17 protein-coding genes, 8 tRNA genes and 2 pseudogenes are annotated in these 22,339 nt (G+C 52.8%); 14 read left to right on the plus strand and 13 right to left on the minus strand.

Annotated elements, in window-relative coordinates; translation table 11 throughout:
- Positions 1-24: 24 nt before the first annotated feature.
- Entirely contained in the window at positions 25-1,284 is a 1,260-nt protein-coding gene (alaC, locus tag D5398_RS08610; protein ID WP_120507230.1) for an alanine transaminase, read from the minus strand.
- 142 nt (positions 1,285-1,426) lie between these two features.
- On the minus strand, positions 1,427-1,963 hold the full coding sequence (locus D5398_RS08615; RefSeq protein WP_120507231.1) for a GNAT family N-acetyltransferase: 537 nt from the start codon (positions 1,961-1,963) through the stop codon (positions 1,427-1,429).
- A gap of 111 nt (positions 1,964-2,074) precedes the next feature.
- On the opposite strand from D5398_RS08615, the gene D5398_RS08620 reads away from it, so the two are divergent.
- The 3 genes and pseudogenes from D5398_RS08620 to D5398_RS25835 all read left to right on the plus strand — a co-directional run.
- Positions 2,075-3,778 carry a sensor histidine kinase gene (locus D5398_RS08620; protein ID WP_120507232.1) on the plus strand — a complete coding sequence of 568 codons (1,704 nt, stop codon included), beginning with the start codon at positions 2,075-2,077 and terminating at the stop codon, positions 3,776-3,778.
- A 66-nt stretch (positions 3,779-3,844) separates the two neighbouring features.
- Positions 3,845-4,202: pseudogene (locus D5398_RS25830) on the plus strand (response regulator); the annotation flags it as partial.
- Between the two features lie 86 nt (positions 4,203-4,288).
- Positions 4,289-4,615: pseudogene (locus D5398_RS25835) on the plus strand (LytTR family DNA-binding domain-containing protein); the annotation flags it as partial.
- Between the two features lie 158 nt (positions 4,616-4,773).
- Here D5398_RS25835 and glk read toward each other — a convergent pair.
- The gene (glk, locus tag D5398_RS08630; protein ID WP_120507234.1) at positions 4,774-5,739 is read right to left on the minus strand and encodes a glucokinase; all 966 of its coding nucleotides are present in this window, start codon (positions 5,737-5,739) and stop codon (positions 4,774-4,776) included.
- A 324-nt stretch (positions 5,740-6,063) separates the two neighbouring features.
- On the opposite strand from glk, the gene D5398_RS08635 reads away from it, so the two are divergent.
- Entirely contained in the window at positions 6,064-7,326 is a 1,263-nt protein-coding gene (locus tag D5398_RS08635) for an ion channel protein (protein ID WP_120507235.1), read from the plus strand.
- Here the strand turns inward: D5398_RS08635 and D5398_RS08640 are convergent.
- Positions 7,323-8,021, minus strand: coding sequence for an aspartate/glutamate racemase family protein (locus D5398_RS08640; protein WP_120507236.1), 699 nt, complete (start codon positions 8,019-8,021; stop codon positions 7,323-7,325). The genes D5398_RS08635 and D5398_RS08640 overlap by 4 nt on opposite strands.
- Before the next feature lie 104 nt (positions 8,022-8,125).
- Complete coding sequence (locus D5398_RS08645) at positions 8,126-8,599, minus strand: multidrug/biocide efflux PACE transporter (protein ID WP_120507237.1); 474 nt, start codon at positions 8,597-8,599, stop codon at positions 8,126-8,128.
- A 142-nt stretch (positions 8,600-8,741) separates the two neighbouring features.
- Between D5398_RS08645 and D5398_RS08650 the strand changes: the two genes are divergently transcribed.
- The gene (locus tag D5398_RS08650; protein WP_120507238.1) at positions 8,742-9,629 is read left to right on the plus strand and encodes a LysR family transcriptional regulator; all 888 of its coding nucleotides are present in this window, start codon (positions 8,742-8,744) and stop codon (positions 9,627-9,629) included.
- Here D5398_RS08650 and D5398_RS08655 read toward each other — a convergent pair.
- Positions 9,618-11,276 carry an alpha-keto acid decarboxylase family protein gene (locus D5398_RS08655; RefSeq protein ID WP_120507239.1) on the minus strand — a complete coding sequence of 553 codons (1,659 nt, stop codon included), beginning with the start codon at positions 11,274-11,276 and terminating at the stop codon, positions 9,618-9,620. The two genes, D5398_RS08650 and D5398_RS08655, sit on opposite strands and share 12 nt — an antisense overlap.
- Before the next feature lie 328 nt (positions 11,277-11,604).
- Between D5398_RS08655 and mgrA the strand changes: the two genes are divergently transcribed.
- Together mgrA and D5398_RS08665 are read left to right on the plus strand one after the other, a co-directional pair.
- Positions 11,605-12,594, plus strand: coding sequence for an L-glyceraldehyde 3-phosphate reductase (mgrA, locus tag D5398_RS08660; RefSeq protein ID WP_120507240.1), 990 nt, complete (start codon positions 11,605-11,607; stop codon positions 12,592-12,594).
- Positions 12,595-12,764: 170 nt separating this feature from the next.
- A complete protein-coding gene (locus tag D5398_RS08665) occupies positions 12,765-13,193 on the plus strand; it encodes a DUF2502 domain-containing protein (RefSeq protein ID WP_120507241.1) in 429 nt (142 codons plus the stop codon).
- A 74-nt stretch (positions 13,194-13,267) separates the two neighbouring features.
- Here the strand turns inward: D5398_RS08665 and D5398_RS08670 are convergent, their stop codons facing one another.
- Positions 13,268-14,497 carry an Nramp family divalent metal transporter gene (locus D5398_RS08670; protein ID WP_120132222.1) on the minus strand — a complete coding sequence of 410 codons (1,230 nt, stop codon included), beginning with the start codon at positions 14,495-14,497 and terminating at the stop codon, positions 13,268-13,270.
- 416 nt (positions 14,498-14,913) lie between these two features.
- Between D5398_RS08670 and D5398_RS08680 the strand changes: the two genes are divergently transcribed.
- Entirely contained in the window at positions 14,914-16,101 is a 1,188-nt protein-coding gene (locus D5398_RS08680) for a NupC/NupG family nucleoside CNT transporter (RefSeq protein WP_112290733.1), read from the plus strand.
- A 133-nt stretch (positions 16,102-16,234) separates the two neighbouring features.
- Here D5398_RS08680 and D5398_RS08685 read toward each other — a convergent pair.
- The 3 genes from D5398_RS08685 to D5398_RS08695 form a co-directional block, all read right to left on the minus strand.
- Positions 16,235-16,310: transfer RNA gene (locus D5398_RS08685), tRNA-Ala, on the minus strand.
- A gap of 74 nt (positions 16,311-16,384) precedes the next feature.
- Positions 16,385-16,460 (minus strand) — tRNA-Ala (locus D5398_RS08690).
- Positions 16,461-16,534: 74 nt separating this feature from the next.
- Positions 16,535-16,610 (minus strand) — tRNA-Ala (locus D5398_RS08695).
- Positions 16,611-16,962: 352 nt separating this feature from the next.
- Between D5398_RS08695 and D5398_RS08705 the strand changes: the two genes are divergently transcribed.
- Positions 16,963-17,754, plus strand: coding sequence for a formate/nitrite transporter family protein (locus D5398_RS08705; RefSeq protein ID WP_120507243.1), 792 nt, complete (start codon positions 16,963-16,965; stop codon positions 17,752-17,754).
- A 102-nt stretch (positions 17,755-17,856) separates the two neighbouring features.
- On the opposite strand, the gene gltX is transcribed toward D5398_RS08705, so the two are convergent.
- Complete coding sequence (gltX, locus tag D5398_RS08710) at positions 17,857-19,275, minus strand: glutamate--tRNA ligase (RefSeq protein WP_120507244.1); 1,419 nt, start codon at positions 19,273-19,275, stop codon at positions 17,857-17,859.
- 263 nt (positions 19,276-19,538) lie between these two features.
- Between gltX and D5398_RS08715 the strand changes: the two genes are divergently transcribed.
- The 5 genes from D5398_RS08715 (at position 19,539) to D5398_RS08735 (ending at position 20,063) form a co-directional block, all read left to right on the plus strand.
- Positions 19,539-19,614 (plus strand) — tRNA-Val (locus D5398_RS08715).
- A 46-nt stretch (positions 19,615-19,660) separates the two neighbouring features.
- Positions 19,661-19,736, plus strand: a tRNA-Val gene (locus D5398_RS08720).
- A gap of 46 nt (positions 19,737-19,782) precedes the next feature.
- Positions 19,783-19,858: transfer RNA gene (locus D5398_RS08725), tRNA-Val, on the plus strand.
- A 46-nt stretch (positions 19,859-19,904) separates the two neighbouring features.
- Positions 19,905-19,980 (plus strand) — tRNA-Val (locus tag D5398_RS08730).
- 7 nt (positions 19,981-19,987) lie between these two features.
- A tRNA-Lys gene (locus tag D5398_RS08735) sits at positions 19,988-20,063 on the plus strand.
- Between the two features lie 65 nt (positions 20,064-20,128).
- Here D5398_RS08735 and eutC read toward each other — a convergent pair.
- Together eutC and D5398_RS08745 are read right to left on the minus strand one after the other, a co-directional pair.
- Positions 20,129-20,938 (minus strand): ethanolamine ammonia-lyase subunit EutC, encoded by an 810-nt coding sequence (gene eutC, locus D5398_RS08740; protein WP_120507245.1) that lies wholly within the window; start codon positions 20,936-20,938, stop codon positions 20,129-20,131.
- Between the two features lie 11 nt (positions 20,939-20,949).
- On the minus strand, positions 20,950-22,332 hold the full coding sequence (locus tag D5398_RS08745) for an ethanolamine ammonia-lyase subunit EutB (protein WP_120507246.1): 1,383 nt from the start codon (positions 22,330-22,332) through the stop codon (positions 20,950-20,952).
- Positions 22,333-22,339 lie beyond the last annotated feature (7 nt).

Consider the following 22,339-nt stretch of genomic DNA (forward strand, 5'->3'; position numbering starts at 1 on the left):
CCCGGTCTGACTGACTGAAGAGTTTTACGCGCTGACAGTCGGATCCTGCTCCACCGGCGGTTCTCCCGCCGCTTTTTTCGGTGCCAGCAAACCGTCGGCACGGAACATCGCTTTGATGCCGCGCACGGCCTGGCGGATACGATCCTGATTTTCGATCAGCGCGAAACGGACATGCGTGTCGCCGTAATCCCCAAAACCGATGCCCGGAGAGACACAAACTTTGGCATCTGCCAGGAGGCGTTTGGCGAATTCCAGTGAACCTAAATGCGCATAGGCAGGCGGGATTTTGGCCCACACGTACATCGATGCTTTCGGGTTTTCAACCATCCAGCCGGCTTCATGCAGCCCGCGCACCAGCACGTTACGACGCTGACGATACTGCTCGGCAATGTCTTTCACACATTGCTGATCGCCTTCCAGCGCAGCAATCGCGGCTACCTGCAACGGCGTGAACGTCCCGTAATCGTGATAACTCTTGATACGTGCCAGCGCGTTGACCAGCTCCGGATTACCGACCATAAAGCCGATACGCCAGCCCGCCATGTTGTAGCTTTTCGACAGTGTGAAGAATTCCACTGCGATATCTTTTGCACCCGGCACCTGCATGATTGACGGCGCTTTCCAGCCGTCGTAAACGATGTCGGCATAAGCCAGATCATGAATAACCAGCACGTTGTACTGTTTCGCCAGCGCCACCACCCGTTCGAAGAAATCCAGCTCGACACACTGCGCCGTGGGGTTTGACGGGAAGCCGAGGATCATCATTTTCGGGCGCGGAATAGTTTCACGAATGGCTTTTTCCAGCTCAGCAAAGAAATCCACACCTTCTGCCAGTGGCACGGAACGCACCTGAGCACCGGCAATTACGGCACCGTAAATGTGGATCGGATAACTTGGGTTTGGCACCAGAACGGTATCACCGTGATCGAGAGTCGCCAGCATCAGATGCGCCAGCCCCTCTTTCGAACCGATAGTGACGATAGCTTCGCTTTCAGGGTCGATCTCCACCTGATAGCGGTCGGCATACCAGCGGGAAATGGCGCGACGCAGACGCGGAATGCCGCGTGAGGTCGAGTAACCATGCGTGTCTTCGCGCTGTGCAACCTGCACCAGTTTTTCCACGATGTGTGGCGGTGTCGGGCCGTCAGGGTTGCCCATACTGAAATCAATAATGTCTTCGCCACGATGGCGTGCGGCCATTTTCAGTTCAGCGGTGATGTTGAAAACATAAGGGGGAAGACGATCAATACGTGAAAAACGACGTGGTGAACTGGAATCAGCCATAATTTCCTCTGGAGACGTAAGCGCCCGGACCGTCCGAGCGACGCTGGCCGCGTTGCGGCCTTCAACGAACATAACGCAGAGAAATAAGGCTGTCGAGATACTGAGCAACATTTTTTACTGTGTCTGTTAACAACAAATTTGACTACGGGCGCGGATCGGTCGCCAGCAGCCCCAGCAGCCAGTCGTTTTTCCACTCGTCGCCAATCCGGTAACTGTCGCGTAACCGCCCTTCCATCTGGAAACCGCATTTCTCCAGCACCCGGCGCGAACCGTCGTTGCCTTCGAGCACGTTGGCCTGCAAGCGATGGAAACCGCAATGGTCAAAGGCGAAGTTCAGCACTTCACGCAGAGATTCCACCGCATAACCTTTACGCTGATGCTCAGGCGCGAGAATAAATCCGACTTCACCTTGTTTGTAAGGCCGCCAGTCAGGGAAAAATCCGGTCAGCCCCACGGCGGCGCCGGTGTCTTTTTCGCGGATAAGCAGGCATAACCAGAAGTCGCAATAGCGATCCCAGTGGCCCAGTCGCTGCTCAAAACGAGTATGAACCAGAGCGGGCAGCTCGATATCGCCGATAAAACGCATGACCTCCGGCGTCTGGTATAACCGCAAGAAAAATGCCCAGTCGTCAGCCTGGATGGGCTGCATAATCAGCCGCGGTGTTGATAACGAAATCATCTCGGTTGGCGCTCCTGTGTCTGCCGATGGTGAAAGTCTGACCTTTTACATATAATAATGGCTGAATCCATTTGGCACGCTTATCTTGAGCGCGCAAAGAGTTAATCTGCCATGCCTCACATTTTCGATATGCTGCTGGCGGTCTTTGACCGTGCGGCGCTGATGCTTATTTGTCTGTTTTTCCTCACGCGTACTCCGCTGTTCCGCAAGCTGCTGCACAAAGAAAATGAAACCCATACGCCGCTGGAACTGACGGCTGTCACGGCGATTTTCTCTCTGTTCGCGATTTTCGGTACGCTTTCCGGGATCAACGTCGAAGGCTCGCTGATTAACGTGCGGACCATCGCCATTATGTCCGGCGGGATCCTCTTCGGGCCGTGGGTCGGTATCATCACCGGTCTGATTTCCGGTACGCACCGTTTTCTCATCGACATTCACGGTCCGACGTCCATTCCGTGTCTGATCACCAGTATCACCGCAGGTTTCCTTTCCGGCTACATCAATAAAAACGTCAAAAAAGCGCTGCACTGGAAAGTCGGGATCATTGCGGGAATGCTGTGCGAAACGCTGACCATGGTGCTGATTTTGCTGATGGCGCGGCCATTTTCGCTCGGGCTGGACATCGTTATGAATATCGCCGCGCCGCTGATCCTCGGAGCCAGTTCCATCGGACTGATTGTTTTACTGGTGCAAAGCGTCGAAGATGAAAAAGAGGTCATCGCCGCCCGACAGGCGCGTCTGGCGCTGGATATTGCCAATAAAACCCTTCCTTACTTTCGAGATATTAATGCCGATTCGCTGGCCAGCATCTGCCGCATTATCCGCGAAGATATTGATGCTGACGCCGTGGCGATCACCGATACGCGCAATATTCTGGCGTACGTCGGCGTCGGCGCGGATGAATATAATATCGGCCACGAATCCCTGAGTGAGATGACAAAAGCTTCGCTGGAAAGCGGCGAAATCACAGTCAGAAACAATGATGAAATGGACCGCACGCCGCAGATCCATTCTCTGATTATTATTCCGCTTTGGGAAAAAGGCGAAGTAACCGGCTCGCTGAAAATCTATTATTGCGACCCGCACCGCATCACTTATTCGCTGAAAGTGATGGCCATCGGGCTGTCGCAAATTATGTCCACACAAATGGAAGTCTCGCGTACCGAACAGCTGCGCGAGATGGCCAACAAAGCCGAAATGCGGGCATTGCAGAGCAAGATAAACCCGCATTTTCTGTTTAACGCGCTGAACGCAATTTCGTCGTCGATCCGCGCCCGGCCAGACGTGGCGCGTCAGCTGATCATCAATCTCTCCCGTTATCTGCGCTACAACCTGGAACTGAACGACGAACTGATCGACCTGCGTAAAGAGCTGCATCAGGTGCAGGATTATATCGCCATCGAGCAGGCACGGTTTGGCAGCAAACTGACGGTGATTTATGACATTGATGACGATATTTCGGTGAAAATTCCCAGTCTGCTGATCCAGCCGCTGGTGGAAAACGCCATCGTACACGGCATCCAGAAGTGCAGTGGGAAAGGTGTGGTAGTGATTTCCGTCAAGCATCAGGCCGGGGGAATTAAGGTTTCAGTCAAAGACACCGGCCATGGGATTAATCAGGAGACCATTGACCGGGTTGAGCGTAATGAGATGCCCGGCAATAAAATCGGACTGCTGAATGTGCATCACCGTGTTTCGTTGTTATACGGCCAGGGCCTGACCATCCGGCGTCTGGAGCCGGGAACCGATATTTCATTTGTGATTACACACGCGCCTGCGAAAGTCACGGCGGCCGTACAGAGCCAGACAGCCTGATCCGCAGAAACGTTTTTTCGTTTTACCCGCCCACATTTCGGGCCATCGTACCGGGGAGATAATTCAGTGAAAGCAATTATCGTCGAAGATGAAGTACCGGCTCAGGAAGAGCTGAGTTATCTGATTAATACGCACAGCAGCATTCAGGTCGAAGCGATTTTTGACGACGGCCTGGACGTGCTCAAATACCTGCAATCCCATGAAGTGGATGCGATTTTTCTCGATATCAGTATCCCGTCGCTCGACGGTGTTTTACTGGCGCAAAATATCAGTAAATTTGCCCATAAACCCTATATCGTGTTCATCACTGCCTACAAAGAACACGCCGCCGAAGCCTTTGAAATCGAAGCGTTTGACTACATTCTCAAGCCTTATCATGAGTCGCGTATTGTCACCATGCTACAAAAGCTGGAGTCGCATTTTCGTCGTGATAAAGAACTGGCGGGTAAAGCGTCTGGAGAGAAACAGGAAGGATTTCAGCCGGGAACGGGCAACGCGCAGCGGGTCAGTCACAGCATTAATCTGATCAAAGACGAGCGGATTATCGTCACTGATATAAACGATATTTATTACGCCGCCGCGCAGGAAAAAGTGACGCAGGTGTACACCCGCAAGGAAGAATTCACCATGCCGATGAACATCACGGAATTATGCAACCGCCTGCCGGAGGAGCATTTTTTCCGCTGCCATCGCTCATATTGCGTGAATCTGTCGAAAATCCGCGAAATCGTGCCGTGGTTTAATAACACCTATATTTTGCGTCTCAGCGATCTGGATTTCGAAGTGCCGGTTAGCCGCAGCAAGGTGAAGGAATTCAGACAGTTAATGCGTTTTTGATGTAGGGCTCTTTAAAAATAAAAAGCCCGATACTTCCGCTAAGTCATTGGAGTTGCAGTAAGGCGGCAAGGGAGAAGAACCCGATGAGCTGACTGATGTCAGTGATTCGGTTCTTCGAACGCAGCCAACGCCGCCGCAACTTTAAGGACGAAGGGGAATTAGAGGGTCATACCGATCGACTGACGTAAGTACGCCCCTGCGCCTAACAAGCCTGGTTGATCGTGTGTGATCAGGAACACCGGAATATCCATCAGATAATCTTTGAAGCGGCCTTTGTCTTCAAACGCGGCGCGAAAACCAGACGCTTTGAAGAATTCGAGGAAGCGCGGAACGATGCCGCCGGCAATGTATACGCCGCCGAATGTCCCCATGTTCAGCGCCAGGTTGCCGCCGAAACGGCCCATGATCACGCAAAACAGTGAAAGTGCACGGCGACAATCGACGTTTTCATCCGACAGCGCCAGCTCGGTCACGTCTTTCGGTTTAAAGTTTTCCGGCACACGCTTATCTGATTTCACGATGGCGCGGTAAAGATTCACCAGCCCAGGACCGGACAGAATACGCTCGGCGGAAACGTGTCCCATTTCTGTACGCAACTGCTCAAGAATGATGTCTTCTTCTTCGCTGTTCGGTGCGAAATCCACATGACCGCCCTCGCCCGGCAGGCTCAGCCACTGCTTGTTGGCGTGGATCAGATGCGCGACACCCAGCCCGGTACCTGCGCCATAAATTACTGCCGGTTTTCCGTCCTGTGCTTTTTTCCCGCCAAACTGCAATAAATCCTGTTCTTTCAGCATCGGGATCGCCATTGAGACGGCGGTGAAATCGTTGATCACTTCCAGATGTTGCAGGCCCAAACTTTTCTTCATTTCTGCAATGGAGAATGCCCAGGTGTGGTTAGTCATTGCCACCCAGTCGCCGGTGATAGGACAGGCAATGGCGATGCAGGCATCTTCAATCTCCTGGTTTTGCTCAGAGAGATACTCACGGACTGTGGCTTCGAGGCTGTCGTATTCCAGCCCTGAAAAGGTCTTCGCCTGCGAAATCTCGCCGCTGTCCAAAGCGCAAAGCGCCAGGCGGCAGTTGGTGCCCCCGACATCGCCCACCAGGGAGTATTTGGTCATGTTATTCTCCGCAAAAGTAAATTCGTTATACTGCGCACCCGCGTCATAAAAGCTGTGCTAAAAAGTACGCTGCCAGACACGCTGATGTAAGCTGTCATCATCAATTAAAGTGACTGGCGAAACCCCGCCCATAGGCAAAGTTTACAGTTTCGTGTGGGCAAAATAGCGGTAATTGCTATACGCTGCAACGCAGTTTTGAACCCGCGCACATTTATGCGGCATGTCACACAAAATAATGTCGACAACCAGCAAACAGACTTTGCCAGGATTCATCTAAGCTATTAGGGCAAACAAAGCGATAACTATAAATAAGGAAATTCTTGCATGTTTCATCCCCGCGCCAGAATTATGCTGGCTTTCGCCCTGCCCGCAGTCATTATCGGGGTGCTTTCCAGCCTGATTCTGGTCTTTGTCATGATGATTGCCGGTGCATTGCAAAACCTGCTGTGGGAACACATTCCCGCCGTTTTACAGGTGAATACAGAATCCGCCAGCTGGACGTTATTTATGCTGACGCTGACCGGTGTCGGAGTGGGCGCGGTGATTAAGTATATGCCAGGGCACGCGGGACCGGATCCCGCCACTGAATCGCTGATTGGCGCGCCAGTGACGGTGAACGCATTGCCGGGCCTGGCACTGGCGCTGATGCTCGGGCTGGCGGGTGGCGTCAGTCTGGGACCAGAGCATCCGATCACGGTGATTAATATTGCGCTGGTCGCCTGGTTAGGCACGCGACTGATGCCTAAAGTGCCGACAACCGACTGGGTGATCCTGGCGGCAGCCGGTACCATTGGTGCACTGTTTGGCACGCCGGTCGCCGCAGCGCTGATTTTCTCGCAAACGCTTGGCAATAATAAAGATGTGCAGTTGTGGGATCGCCTGTTTGCGCCTTTGCTTGCCGCGGGCGCCGGTGCGCTGACGACCGATCAGTTCTTCCAGCCAGATTTTTCTCTCAGCATTCCGTCTTATGATTCGTCCAGCCTGGCTGACATTTTCAGCGGTTCTGTCGTGGTGCTTATTGCTATCGCACTGGGGATGATCGCCGTGTGGCTGTTCCCGCATATGCACCGGCTGTTCAATAAGATTCAGGATCCTATATTGCGCCTCGGACTTGGCGGTTTTGTGCTGGGTTTACTGGCACTGATCGGTGGAGAAATCACGCTGTTCAAAGGCCTCGATGAAATGAAAGAGCTGGCACATTCCAACCAGCTGTTTGAGATGGGACCGCTGCTGGCGATTACACTGACCAAGCTTGCAGCATTAGTGGTCGCAGCTGCCTGTGGTTTCCGTGGCGGGCGAATTTTCCCGGCGGTCTTTGTCGGTGTGTCGCTCGGCCTGATGCTGCATCAGTATGCACCGGACGTGCCTGCGGCAGTGACGGTTTCCTGTGCGGTGATGGGAATGGTGCTGGTGGTGACACGCGATGGCTGGCTGAGTCTGTTTATGGCCGCTGCCGTGGTACCGGGGCTCAAATTGCTGCCGTTGTTATGCATTGTGATGCTGCCGGCCTGGCTGATGCTGGCAGGTAAGCCGCTGATGCAGGTAGCAAAACAGCGGCTGAACCGTCAAACTTTGGAAGAAGATTAATCCTGCCCTAAAGCAAACTCCGCCGCCGCCAGCGCATGAATGGCGGTGGTGTCAAAGACCGGCACACTTGCGTCTTGCGCACCGACCAGCAGGGTAATTTCGGTACAGCCGAGAATAATGCCTTCCACACCCTGCTGTTCTAATTTGCCTATAATCCGGCGATATTCCTCACGGGAATCGTCTTTAATCATGCCCAGACACAGCTCTTCGTAAATGATGCGGTGAACAATCGCCCGGTCAGCTTCATCCGGCGTCACCACGTCAATCTGGTGCTTTTCCTGCAAACGTCCGCGATAGAAATCCTGTTCCATGGTGAAACGCGTGCCAAGCAGGCCGATTTTATGCAGCCCCTGTCCTTTGATTTTTTCTGCCGTCGCATCGGCGATGTGCAACAGCGGCAGGCCGCCGATACGTTCGATATCGTCCGCCACTTTGTGCATGGTGTTGGTACATACGACGATAACATCCGCGCCTGCACGCGCCAGCGAATCCGCGGCGTTACCGAGCATTTCTCCCGCCTGCTGCCAGTCACCGGCCATTTGCAGTTTTTCTATTTCATAGAAATCGACGCTGTAGAGAAACAGTTTGGCCGAATGCAATCCGCCCAGTTGCTGTTTCACATGCTCATTGATCATTCGGTAATACGGCACGGTGGATTCCCAGCTCATGCCGCCTATCAGTCCTAACGTTTTCATCTTTGCGCCCTGTATTTTCCGGATGCCAAAACCATAACCGACAAAAAGCCCGCGGACAAAGAAAATGTCGGCGGGCTTTTTTAGGCGGCTTGCGGCGTGGCGAATTAATGTTTCGCCGGGCAATCCTCTGCGGCCAGACGACGGTTCATCCAGCGCTGACGCAGCGTGTCGTAAACCCAGTTATACGCCACGGTATACGGCAGGAAGAACAGGAAGAACCCGATTTCCAGCATAAATGCGTCCAGCAGGCTGATACCCAGCCACAACGCGGCAATTGGCAAACCAATCAGGATGAATCCGCCTTCAAAGCCCAACGCGTGCGCCACGCGGATTTTAAATGTCCGCACCACGCGGGAAACCGGCCAGAACTTATCGAACAGGCTGTTATAAACGATGTTCCAGACCATCGCTGTCGTCGATAACATGATGGCCAGTGCGCCCATTTCCCAGACCGGTTTGTTCAGCGCCCAGGCTGCGGCGGGGGCTGAAATCAGTACAGCGAGAGTTTCAAAACCTACCGCATGAAAGATGCGTTCGCCGAACGTTTTCTGAGAGATATTCCGTGTTTGCTTAGACATAAAAACCTGCCTGATTCCTGATTGTTGTTACGTTAACTGCTACGTGACGGCTGTCACAGGCGGTCATTATCATCATTAAATGAGATAGGTAAAAGATAGGAAGTATCGATAAAATAGATGGATTGAAATCACAGGAAACCTTATGCGCTACTCCCCCGAAGCCCTGATAGCGTTTGTCGAAGCCGCCGATGCCGGATCGTTTTCGGCGGCGGCGCGAAAGCTGCGCAAGAGTCAGTCCACCGTCAGCACGGCAATTGCCAATCTGGAAGTGGATTTAGGCGTCACATTGTTTGACCGCCAGAGCCGCCATCCGGTGCTGACGCCTGCCGGACAGCGCGTGCTGAGCCACGTTCAGGCGATTCTGGCCGCCAGTGAACGGCTCGACGAACTGGCGGTACGGTTATCAACGCAGGTAGAAACCCGCCTGACGTTTGTGCTTTCCGATACCTATCAGCCGACCCATCACGAAGCGCTGCTGCGCCGCTTTGAGCGCCGGTATCCGGATATCGAATTTGAGTGTCAGATTGCTGAAGATCAGGACGTAATTGACCTGTTGCAGTCTGGTCGCGCGCATATCGGCATGGTGGAAGTACAGGCGAGTTATCCGCCGGATATCGGCGTGGCGCGCCTGCCGGAACAAACCGATATGTCGATTTTTTGCAGCCGCGAGCATCCGCTGGCAAAAATGACCGAGTTACAACCGGAGCAATTGCACACGTTCCGTCAGCTCTGTCTGCAACCTTACAGCCGCCGGGAGATGCCCCAGGCGCAGGGGCAAATCTGGTCAGCGCCCAGTTATCTGATGCTGCTGGAAATGGCGGAACAGGGTTTTGGCTGGGCGACGCTGCCGCACTGGCTGGTGAAGCAGTTTGGGCACGACAAACTGGTCAGCCTGCCGATGCGTGGCTGGCCGAAGCAGATTTCAGTGGATGCGGTGTGGAGTAAAAACAATCAGCCCGGTCCGGCGGGTTGCTGGTTCATCGACCAGCTGATTGAACCGCCGTCACCGGAAACTGATTTACTGCCCTGAGTTACGCTTTGCCAGTGATTTAGTCACTGAATTTAGCAGCTCGGGAATATCCATTTTCGGCAAAATCACTTCTATCCAGGCCATCTGCCGCCGGGCAGTGGCCTTTTCTATCGCATCTTTCAGCGCCTGCGGCGAATCTGCCCGCGCGCTGAACACTTCTTTTCCGCCAAACGCCGCCGGGAACTGCGTCCAGTTCCACTGCGCGATATCGTTGTAGCGCTGGGTTTCGCCGTGGATCGCCCGTTCGACGGTGTAGCCGTCATTATTAATCACAAAAATAATTGGCGGCAGCCCGTAACGGATGGCGGCACCTAATCCCTGGAGCGTCAGCTGGGCGGATCCGTCGCCGATCAGCAGCACCACGCGGCGATCCGGTACGGCAATCTGCACTCCAAACGCCGCAGGCAGCGTAAAGCCAATCGACCCCCATAAAGGTTGGACGACGAACTGGCAATCTTGCGGCAAATTCAGCGCCGCTGCGCCAAAACAGGCAGTGCCCTGCTCGGCAACCAGCACGTCGCCCGGTTGCAGGAAATCCTGAATCTGCTGCCAGAAAGCATATTGTCCGAGACTGGTGTCGTGCGACAAAGGCAAGGCGTTGCGTTTAACCGTGTAAGGCGATGAGCCACAGCCCAGTTCGGCGGTGAGGCGGTGCATCACACTGACCGTTTTTTCGAGCGGAAGCTGATGGAAAATCTGGTCGCCCACGCGGGCAAAAAAGGGCTGAAGGTCGATGCATTTTCCACACGGAAGCTGCTGGGTAAAACCGGCGGTGATCGTATCGGTGAATTTCACGCCGACCGTGATCACCACATCGGCTCCTTCAATCGCTTCTTTGGTGGAAGGCGCACTGGCAGCACCCGAGTAAGTCCCGGCGAAATTCGCCTGCTGCTCGTTGAATAAACCCTTGCCCATCAGCAACGTTGAATGCGCCAGCGGCACTTCTTCCATCCATTGTTCCAGCGCCTTTTTGACTTTGAAACGGTCTGCCAGAAAATCAGCCAGCAACGAAACGCGGTTTGCTCCGCGCAGCTGTTTTTCAGCGGCAACAACAAATGCTTCAAGAGAAGAAGGTGAAAAAGGCGGCTGTCTGGCGGGTAACGGATGCGCGCGAGTGCTGACCGGCAGCGCGGCGACGTCGCTTGGCAGTAACAGATAACCCGGACGCGAGGTGTACATCACCTCTTCTATAACACGGTCGATTTCAGCCAGCGCATTTTCCGGCGTCAGGGAAGCCTGCGCTACGCTGACCGGTCCTGACATCCGCATAAAATGACAAAATTCGCCATCCCCCAGCGTGTGATGCAGTAATTCGCCCTTGCGCTGCGACGCCAGCGCGGGCGCGCCCACAATATGCACCACCGGCACATATTCGGCATAACTCCCGGCAATGCCATTCAGCGCGCTCAGCTCGCCGACGCCAAAGGTGGTGAGCAACGCCGCAATTCCTTTGGTGCGCGCATAGCCGTCAGCACCATAGGCTGCATTTAATTCATTGGTGCAGCCAATCCAGGTGATTTGCTGGTGATTAATAACGCTGTCGAGAAATTTCAGGTTGTAATCACCCGGCACGCCAAACAGTTCGGAGATCCCGCTAAATGACAAGCGATCCAAGAGATAGTCACCTACTGTGTATACATTTTCCATGACGATCCTCTGTTAATAATCGGACAAACAGTTAATCCCACTAACTGAAGTATTACTCCAAACCTGAAAAGAGGATATTTTTTATTCAAAATAAGACGTGGAAACGCAGAGTTACAGCCCTGCACCGGATTAACGCAGGCCGTTTTATTCAGCAGTTACGGTAATACGCAGAAAGAATTGTCACGGTAATCAACTGCTATGAACTTAAGGATTGTTCCGGATGTGATCTGAATAGCTGGAAATGCTTGTGAAAGCGCATACACTAAAACCGCTTTTCTATGACATTTATAACCTTCTGTTCACTCCTGAATTTATTATAAGGACTCACATGGTGTATCAAGCCAGTCCAAATCGTTACGAAAATATGGAATACCGTCGCTGCGGCCAGAGCGGTTTAAAACTGCCGGTTGTATCACTCGGCCTGTGGCATAACTTCGGCGATAACGCCCATTTTGAGAATGGCCGGAAACTGATCCGCCATGCTTTCGACCACGGGATCACCCATTTCGACCTCGCCAATAACTACGGCCCGCCTCCGGGTTCTGCGGAACAACATTTTGGCCGCATCCTGCAGGAAGATTTGCTGCCTTATCGCGATGAGCTGATCATCTCTTCCAAAGCCGGTTACACCATGTGGGACGGGCCTTATGGTGACTGGGGTTCAAAAAAATATCTGGTCGCCAGCCTGAACCAGAGCCTGAAACGTATGGGGCTGGAATATGTGGATATTTTCTACCACCACCGCCCTGATCCGGACACACCGCTGGAAGAAACCATGGCCGCACTGGATTTAATCGTGCGCCAGGGCAAGGCGCTGTACGTCGGGCTGTCAAATTATCCGGCGGATCGCGCCAAAAAAGCGTTCGAAATTCTGAAAGATCTCGGCACGCCATGCCTCATCCATCAGCCGAAATATTCCATGTTTGAGCGCTGGGTTGAGGCGGATCTGCTGGATACGCTTGCGGATAACGGCGTCGGCTCCATCGCCTTCTCGCCACTGGCGGGCGGTGTGCTGACGGACCGTTATCTGGCGGGTATTCCGCAAGATTCACGTGCCGCCAGTGACAGTAAATTCCTGACTACCGATCAGCTGACCGAAGAAAAGCTGGAAAAGGTGCGTAAGCTCAATGAGATTGCGCAGGCGCGCGGTCAGAAGCTTTCGCAGATGGCGCTGGCCTGGGTTCTGCGCGGAGACCGCGTGACCTCAGTGCTGATTGGTGCCAGTAAAACCAGCCAGATTGATGATGCGGTGGGCATGGTTGCCAACCGTCAGTTCAGCGCAGAAGAGCTGGCGGCGATCGAAGGTATTTTAGTGTAAACGCTTACCTGATTGAGTGAAAAACGCGCCTTTATGGAGGAAACGTAAGGTATCCGTTAAGGCGCGTAAATCATTCAAAACAGGATTGTAAGCAATAGAATGACGCCCCTCTTCCGCTTATAACTGTCAGCATAATTTATAAGAAGTTATAAGAGGCTCAGGAGGCACTTATGCTAAAGCCAATATTACTGGGAACGTTGTTGTTCGCCCTGCTCCCCGCCGCGGCACCTGCCGTGCAGGCCAGCAGCTTCAGCCTGAATACTCCGGGTCTTTCTATCAATATCGGTGACCGCGACCGTCGTGGTAATTACTGGGATGGATATGACTGGCGTGATCCTGGCTGGTGGAATAGCTATCGCGGTCACCATTATGGATATCGTGGCCCACGTGGACATTACTGGGACGGTTATCGCTGGCGCGATCAGGGCTGGTGGGATCAACGTCATCCGCCGCGTCGTCCGATGCCACCGCCGCCACGTTACTATCATGGCGATCACGGGCGTCCGCATTATGACCACGGACGCGATCACGGACATGACCGGGGGCACGGTCGCGGGCACGATGATCATCATGGCGGGCATGGCGATCATCGCCACTGAATACCGGAATAACACCAACGAAAACGGGACAGCGCAAACTGTCCCGTTTTTTTTCCATCCACATTAACTCTGCGTTATTTGAGCATGCCGATCAGCAGATAGAGATTCAGACTGACGACAATCAGTACAATCAGCCGCCCCGCCCACTGTACCGTTTTGGTGTTGACCATATCGCCCATCAGGCTGCGGTTGCCGGTAAAGGCCAGCAGTGGTAAAAGCGCCAGCGCAATCCCGAAGCTCAGCAATACCTGACTCATCACCAGAATGCGCGTCGCATCTAATCCCATCAGAATCACAATAAATGACGGCATCATAGTCACGGTACGGCGCACCCACAGCGGTATATAGAATTTCACAAAACCCTGCATGACGACCTGTCCGGCCAGCGTGCCGACAACGGTCGAAGATAAACCGGCAGCCACCAGGCTCAGACCGAAAGTGGTAGCAGCAGCGTGACCGAGCAAGGGTTGCAGAGTGAGATAGGCTTCGTCGAGTTCGCTTATCCCACTGTGTCCGCTGAAATGGAACGCTGCGGCAGCTGTCGCCATCATCGCCAGATTCACGAAACCGGCAATAGTCATGGCGATGCCGACATCCAGCTTGGTGGCAGAATAACGCTGTGCTTTTGACGCTTTACCGCCCCGCTGAGTCAGCGAAGAGTGCAGATAAATGACGTGCGGCATGATGGTCGCACCGAGCACACCAGCGGCCAGATAGACAGAATCTGCGGTCGGTAACGACGGGATCAGCATCCCTTTACCCAGCGCGACCATGCTTGGCTGCGAGAAAAACAATTCGACAATATAAGCGGCTGCGACAAACAGCAGCAGACCGGCAATCACCAGTTCCAGAGGTTTTTGCCCGCGTTTTTGCAGCCCGAGAATAATAAAAGTGGCGATACCGGTGAGCACCGCACCCTGCAACAGGGAAACTCCGAGCAATAATTTGAAGCCGATCGCTGCACCGATAAATTCAGCGAGATCGGTGGCCATCGCGATGATTTCCGCCTGCACCCAGTAAGCCCAGACGGCAGGTCGCGGGAAACGATCGCGGATATGTTCGGCGAGATTTTTGCTGGTGGCGATACCGAGTTTGGCTGAGAGGAGCTGGATAAGCATCGCCATGATATTGGCCCACACCACCACCCACAACAGCTGGTAGCCATAGGAAGCACCGGCCTGAATGTTCGTCGCAAAGTTGCCCGGATCGATGTAACCGATGGCGGCAATGAAAGCTGGCCCCATCAGTGAAAGTTTCATCTTTCTGGCGGCGCGGCCTGTGGATTCGGCCCGGCTGTTGAGCATATTCTGTTAACCCTTACTATTGTTACGCTTACATCAATCATAGCCAACTGATAATGATTATCAAGTGCATTTAGAAAGATCTGAGTGATGGCTCTGATAGGCAGTAGCAGTAAGCGGCAAGGTGATAACTGCGAGGTTATTCGCTGGTCAGCTTTTCGAAAGCAAATCGCAGCGCACTTTCCAAAAACAGACATTAACTGGCCAGATTTAGAACGCATTACGGCACATTGTAAAATTAGCATAAGAATGCCAATTGTGCTTAGTTTTCTTAACATCTTGATTTTTTGTGTGATGGCCGACGATTTGTTGCAATTCGTGTCTGTAATTTCTATATTTGCAATCGACTTCACGTTTTAAATGTACGCGTTACATAAAATGTCCGTCGAAATATAGCCTGCCTCTAATTTGGAGCACCCATGTCCCGAATATTGCACTTTGTATTAGCGTTGGCCGTTGTCGCTGCACTCGCTTTACTGGTGAGCCGTGACCGGAAGAATATCCGTTTACGTTTCATTGTTCAGCTTTTGGTCATCGAAGTCTTATTAGCCTATTTCTTCCTGAATTCTTCTATAGGTTTAGGTTTTGTGAAAGGCTTCTCAGACTTGTTTGAGAAATTATTAGGATTCGCTGCGGAAGGGACCGGCTTCGTATTTGGAGGCATGAGCGATAAAGGATTAGCGTTCTTCTTCTTGAAAGTCTTGTGTCCGATCGTGTTTATCTCTGCACTGATCGGTATTTTACAGCACATTCGCGTACTGCCTTTCGTCATCCGTATCATCGGTACGGTTCTGTCGAAAATTAATGGCATGGGAAAACTGGAATCTTTCAACGCCATCAGCTCCCTGATTTTGGGTCAGTCAGAAAACTTTATCGCGTATAAAGATATTCTGAGCAAAATGTCTGAAAAACGTATGTACACCATGGCAGCCACAGCAATGTCGACGGTGTCTATGTCGATTGTGGGTGCGTACATGACCATGCTGGAACCGCGCTTCGTTGTTGCTGCGCTGGTGCTCAACATGTTCAGTACCTTCATCGTACTGTCGTTGATCAACCCTTATAAAGTTGATTCAGAAGAAGACCTGCAAATCGGTAACACACATCAGGGTCAGAGCTTCTTTGAAATGTTGGGTGAATATATCCTGGCCGGTTTCAAAGTGGCTATCATCGTTGCAGCCATGTTAATTGGTTTCATCGCACTGATTTCCTGCCTGAATGCGTTGTTCGACGTGGTATTCGGTATCAGCTTCCAGGGCGTGCTGGGTTATGTCTTCTATCCATTCGCATGGATGATGGGCGTACCAAGCCACGAAGCCTTGCAAGTCGGCAGCATCATGGCAACCAAACTGGTTTCCAATGAATTCGTTGCCATGCTGGATCTGCAAAAAGTCGCGACCGAACTGTCACCACGCGGCGTGGGCATCTTGTCCGTGTTCCTGGTGTCTTTCGCAAACTTCTCTTCTATCGGTATCGTTGCCGGCGCTATCAAAGGCCTGAACGAACACCAGGGCAACGTGGTTTCGCGCTTCGGCCTGAAACTGCTGTACGGCTCAACGCTGGTCAGCGTGTTGTCTGCTTCTATCGCGGGTCTGGTACTGGCGTAAGTAAGCAAACTACAGAACGACTAAGAAACCCGCTTCGGCGGGTTTTTTTATCGCTGTAACACGGGAAGGCGAAAAGATGAAATGACAAACCGCAGAAAGCAAAAAACCCGCCAAAGCGGGTTTCTTTAATATTTGGTGGAGATAAGCGGGATCGAACCGCTGACCTCTTGCATGCCATGCAAGCGCTCTCCCAGCTGAGCTATACCCCCACACGAGGTCGTACACATTTTACTTTTTTGTTTCCCTTGGGAAGGAAACAGCCAACTTACTCTGGAAAGGAAGTTGGTGGAGATAAGCGGGATCGAACCGCTGACCTCTTGCATGCCATGCAAGCGCTCTCCCAGCTGAGCTATACCCCCACACGAGGTCGTACACATTTTACTTTTTTGTTTCCCTTGGGAAGGAAACAGCCAACTTACTCTGGAAAGGAAGTTGGTGGAGATAAGCGGGATCGAACCGCTGACCTCTTGCATGCCATGCAAGCGCTCTCCCAGCTGAGCTATACCCCCAATTCATGCCCGTAAAAACGGGTGAACGGGGCGCATAATATGAAACGTCGCTACCCCTGTCAACGGCTAAATCCGTTTCTCAATTCAAGCGCTGAAAAAGCCGCCAAATACCCCATTTTGCAGGGAAAAAACCTCTGCCCTGACGGAAATTTTTGGTGGGATGCATTGTTTTACAATTTGACCTCCAGCCCGCATTTTTCCTAGCTTTTTGATCTCGCTACGCATTTCCTTAACATCTATGTCTGAATGATTAATGGAATGTTAGCAGACTATGAAATTCGTCTTGTTTTGAGATAATTCTCAGAATAGACTGCTCGCGCAATAATCATAACTTACTACTTCGAGCAATCTCATGTCCTTGTATTCACCTAAAGAAATCGCATCCATCGCTGTCACGGCGGGCGTTAATAAAAGCCATGCTTCCGTGTTGAATTTGTTAATTTTGGGGTTCCTGGCTGGCGCGTTTATCGCCACCGGTTTCCTGCTCGATTTGCACGTAATAGGGACGTTACCTGCATCCTGGGGATCATTTAGCAACTTACTGGGTGCGGCTGTCTTCCCGGTAGGTATTATTCTGACCGTGTTAGCAGGGGGAGAACTGCTGACCGGTAACATGATGACTTTACCCATCGCCTGGTTCGCGCGTCAGATAAGCCTTTACGCCGTTTTGCGTAACTGGTTCTGGGTGACCATCGCTAACCTGTTGGGCAGCCTGGCAGTGGCCTATTTCTTTGGCCACGTTCTGGGTCTGACCGAAGGTGCCTTCCTGAGCAAAACCGTGGCAACCGCCACCGCGAAAGTGAACGCTGATTTCATGCACGCGTTTATTTCCGGTATCGGCTGTAACTGGCTGGTGTGTCTGGCAATCTGGCTGGCCTTCGCCAGTAAAGAAGTCGGCGGCAAGGTGATCGGTATGTGGTTCCCGGTCATGGCGTTCGTGGCAATCGGCTTCCAGCACGTAGTGGCGAATATGTTCATCGTGCCTGCGGCTATCTTTGCTGGTGCGCTGAGCTGGTCTCAGTATTTCCCGAACTTCGTGGCTGTATTCCTCGGTAACGCCGTGGGCGGCGCTGGTTTCGTGGGGCTGATGTACTTCCTCGCCTATCGCCCGACTGTTGAAACGCCTGCGACTGAACAACGTTAATTAAGACGTTTTTCACGCTTACGTTGACGAAAAGCGTTTTTCTGAAAGTAAAAAAGCCAGCCGGTTTCCCGAGCTGGCTTTTTTATCGCTGTTTAACGGCGATTATTGCGCTTGTGTTTCACGCTCAGCGATAAAGGCTAACGCCATATCGATACGCGCCAGTACGCGGCTCTGGCCGATAGCATGAACGGTGACGTCCACGCCCGGAGACTGGCCTGCACCCGTTACCGCAACGCGCAGTGGCATACCGACTTTACCCATACCGACTTCCAGCTCATCCGCCGTGCCCTGAATGGCATGGTGAATGTTTTCTGCTGTCCAGTCAGTGATGGCTGCGAGTTTAGTGCGCACCAGTTCCAGTGGCTGACGCGCAACCGGACGTAAGTGTTTCTTCGCCGCATCGGCATCAAACTCTGCAAAATCTTCGAAGAAGTAACGGCAGGATTCCGCCATTTCTTTCAGCGTTTTGCAGCGCTCGCCCAGCAGTGTGACGATTTCAAACAGCTGCGGACCGTTACGGGTTTCGATACCCGCCTGCTCAACATGCCACAACAGATGCGTCGCTACATACTGCGGATCCATTGTATTGATGTAGTGGTGGTTCAGCCATTGCAGTTTTTCAGTATTGAACGCACTGGCAGATTTGCTGACGTTCTCCAGTGAGAACAGTGCTTTCATCTCGTCACGGCTGAAAATTTCCTGATCGCCATGAGACCAGCCCAGACGCACCAGATAGTTCAGCAGCGCTTCCGGCAGATAACCGTCATCACGGTATTGCATTACGCCGACCGCACCATGACGTTTAGACAGTTTTTTACCGTCATCACCCAGAATCATGGATACGTGTGCGTAAACCGGTACCGGCGCGCCCAGGGCTTTCAGGATGTTGATCTGACGCGGAGTGTTGTTGATGTGGTCTTCACCACGGATCACATGAGAGATTTCCATATCCCAGTCATCGACAACTACACAGAAGTTATAGGTCGGGGAACCGTCGGTACGGCGGATGATCAGATCATCGAGTTCGTCATTGCTGAATTCGATAGGACCGCGGATCTGGTCGTCAAAGATAACAGAACCTTCCTGCGGGTTACGAAAACGCACCACACACGGCTCATCCGCAGCATGATGTTCGTGGCTGTCGCGGCAGCGGCCGTCATAACGAGGCTTCTCGTTATTTGCCATTTGTTCTTCACGCAGTGCTTCCAGACGTTCTTTAGAGCAATAGCATTTATACGCGGTGCCGTTTTCCAGCATCTCATCAATAACTGCATTGTAGCGGTCAAAACGTTTGGTCTGGAAATACGGGCCTTCATCCCAGTCCAGATTCAGCCAGTTCATGCCATCCATAATCGCGTCGATTGCTTCCTGAGTGGAACGCTCGAGATCGGTATCTTCGATACGCAGCACAAACTCGCCGCCAAGGTTGCGGGCAAAGAGCCAGGAATAAAGCGCGGTACGGGCGCCACCGACGTGCAGATAGCCGGTCGGGCTTGGGGCAAAACGGGTTTTGATTTTCATCTGGGTGCAACCTTAATAACGCAACGCCGGAAAACGTCGCTATCAATTAACAAAAAGTGGCTGACATTCTACCACTCTGCCCTGATTCCTCAACGCTGATACAGAGGCAGTCGCGTTGTTTAAGGCCATGAATGCGTAAAGAATCGACTTCGTGGGCGAGAAACGCGTCATGTTGTCTAAAAATAAGCCGAACGATCATTTTTGTTTTTAAAAAGCGTTGACGTAATTTCAAGTATCCCTATAATGCGACTCCATCACGACGGGGGCGATTAGCTCAGTTGGTAGAGCATCTCCTTTACACGGAGGGGGTCGGCGGTTCGAGCCCGTCATCGCCCACCACTCCTTAAGAGTGCCGCGTTGTGATAAGTAAGAAGAATTGAGAAATGGGCGATTAGCTCAGTTGGTAGAGCATCTCCTTTACACGGAGGGGGTCGGCGGTTCGAGCCCGTCATCGCCCACCACTCCTTAAGAGTGCCGCGTTGTGATAAGTAAGAAGAATTGAGAAATGGGCGATTAGCTCAGTTGGTAGAGCATCTCCTTTACACGGAGGGGGTCGGCGGTTCGAGCCCGTCATCGCCCACCACTCCTTAAGAGTGCCGCGTTGTGATAAGTAAGAAGAATTGAGAAATGGGCGATTAGCTCAGTTGGTAGAGCATCTCCTTTACACGGAGGGGGTCGGCGGTTCGAGCCCGTCATCGCCCACCACTTCTGCGGGCCGTTAGCTCAGTTGGTAGAGCAGTTGACTTTTAATCAATTGGTCGCTGGTTCGAATCCAGCACGGCCCACCAATTCAGAGAAAAGCGCCTTTAGGCGCTTTTTTCGCATCTGTACTCCGGTAATTCTTCTCTCTCCCCTACTCCAGCTTAAACATTGGCACGACTTTATTGTGCAACGCCGGGTTATCGCTCTCATCCTTCAGATTTACCCCCGACAATTTCTTCTGGAACGATTGTTCGAGTAACCACGCCAGTTTAAAAGCCGCCTGCGGATAGTTCAGCCCTTCAGGGCGCACATTGGAAATACAATTTCGTTCTGATTCCAGCCTCTTAGTGTGTGGTCCCCAGGTCATATAAATTCCTAAACTGTCGGGCGATGACAATCCTGGCCGTTCGCCAATCAGAATTGCTACGGCTCTGGCTTTCATCGCCTGTGCAATATCATCGCCCAGCGCCACCCTCGACTGATGCGCCAGCACCACCGGCCCTAATTTCAGCTCCAGCGTGCGCAGATACGGCAATAACGCGGCAATCAGCGGCACGGCCTGCCGGTGTACGGCTTTTGATGACAGACCATCGGCAATCACCAGCACCACATCGGCGGGTTCCACTGTCAGCCCCTGCAAGGCCTTACGGCTGTTTTCGGACAGTTTGCGTCCGAGATCTGGCCGGCACAGATAAGTCGCCCTGTCCGGTGCTGCGCTGGAGACGGTGAGGGTTTCCAGCCCGAGCGCGAAAAGTTCCGTTTCTAGCGACTGACTGTCAAAAGGCTGATGTACGGCATCACGCGCCTGCGCATGTGCTAAACCGAAGCGCAACAACTCATCTGTTGGCAAACTCGACCCGGTGCGACCGAGCGCGATACGCGCGGCGGTAAACTGACGCAGCGTCTCCCACGGATTGTTATGCACCAGCGGCGATAATCCCTGCTCTTCTTTTTTGTTCATCAGCGCAGACCTCAGCTCAGTTGCGGCAACTGACGCAGTAACGGATGGGATGCACGGGTATCCTGCAAGGCACCCTGCGGATCGATGATTTTCATTTTCTCCAGCCAGACGGCAAACTCCGGTGCATGTTTCAGCCCGAGTAATTCGCGGACGTACAATGCGTCATGGAAAGAGGTGCTCTGATAATTGAGCATGATGTCATCCGCCCCCGGCACGCCAATCAGGAAGGTCAGTCCGGCGGTGCCCAGCAGCGTCAGCAAAGTGTCCATATCATCCTGATCGGCTTCGGCGTGGTTGGTGTAACAAACGTCGCAACCCAGCGGCAGGCCCAAAAGTTTGCCGCAAAAATGATCTTCCAGCCCGGCGCGGATGATTTGTTTACCGTCATACAAATATTCCGGCCCGATAAAGCCCACCACGGTATTAATCAGCAACGGCGAAAAATGCCGGGCGATAGCGTAAGCGCGCGCCTCGCAGGTTTGCTGATCCACCCCGAAATGCGCGTTGGCAGATAAACAGCTGCCCTGCCCGGTTTCGAAATACATCACGTTGTCACCCAGCGTGCCGCGTTTAAGGCTGTGCGCCGCCTGCTGAGCTTCCGCCAGCAGCGCCAGATTGATACCAAAACCGCTGTTCGCCGCTTCTGTTCCCGCAATCGACTGAAACACCAGATCCACCGGCGCACCACGCTCCACCAGCTTGATGGTGTTGGTGACATGCGTCAGCACGCAGGACTGCGTGGGGATCTCAAAACGCGAGATAACATCATCGAGCATGTAATTGAGATTTTCCAGCAGCGGTAAACTGTCGCTGGCCGGATTAATGCCGATTACCGCATCGCCGGAGCCATACAGCAAACCATCAAGCATACTGGCGGCAATCCCCTGTAAATTATCGGTGGGATGGTTCGGTTGCAGACGCACGCTCATATGACCCGGCAGCCCGATGGTATTGCGGAATTTAGTGATCACCCGGCATTTTTTCGCCACCAGGATCAAGTCCTGATTACGCATCAGTTTGCTGACTGCTGCCGCCATTTCCGGCGTGATCCCACGGGCGACCGCCGCCAGTACGTGACTGTCGGTTTTTTCACTCAACAGCCAGTCACGAAAATCCCCGACGGTAAGATGGGAAATCGCGGCAAATGCCGCGACATGATGAGTATCAACAATCAGCCGCGTGACTTCATCGTCTTCATAGGGCACCAGCAATTGCTGCAAGAAGGTCTTGAGCGGCACATCAGCCAGCGCCATTTTCGCTGCCATACGTTCTTCAGCACTGGCAGCAGCCACTTCCGCCAGATAGTCACCCGACCGCGCGGGCGACGCCTTTGCCATCAGTTCACGTAAATCCGCAAACTGATAACTACGGTGACGTAATGTCGTCTGAAACATAACTCTC

The sequence above is a fragment of the Rahnella bruchi genome, from assembly GCF_003614975.1.
Taxonomy (GTDB): Bacteria; Pseudomonadota; Gammaproteobacteria; order Enterobacterales; family Enterobacteriaceae; genus Rahnella; species Rahnella bruchi.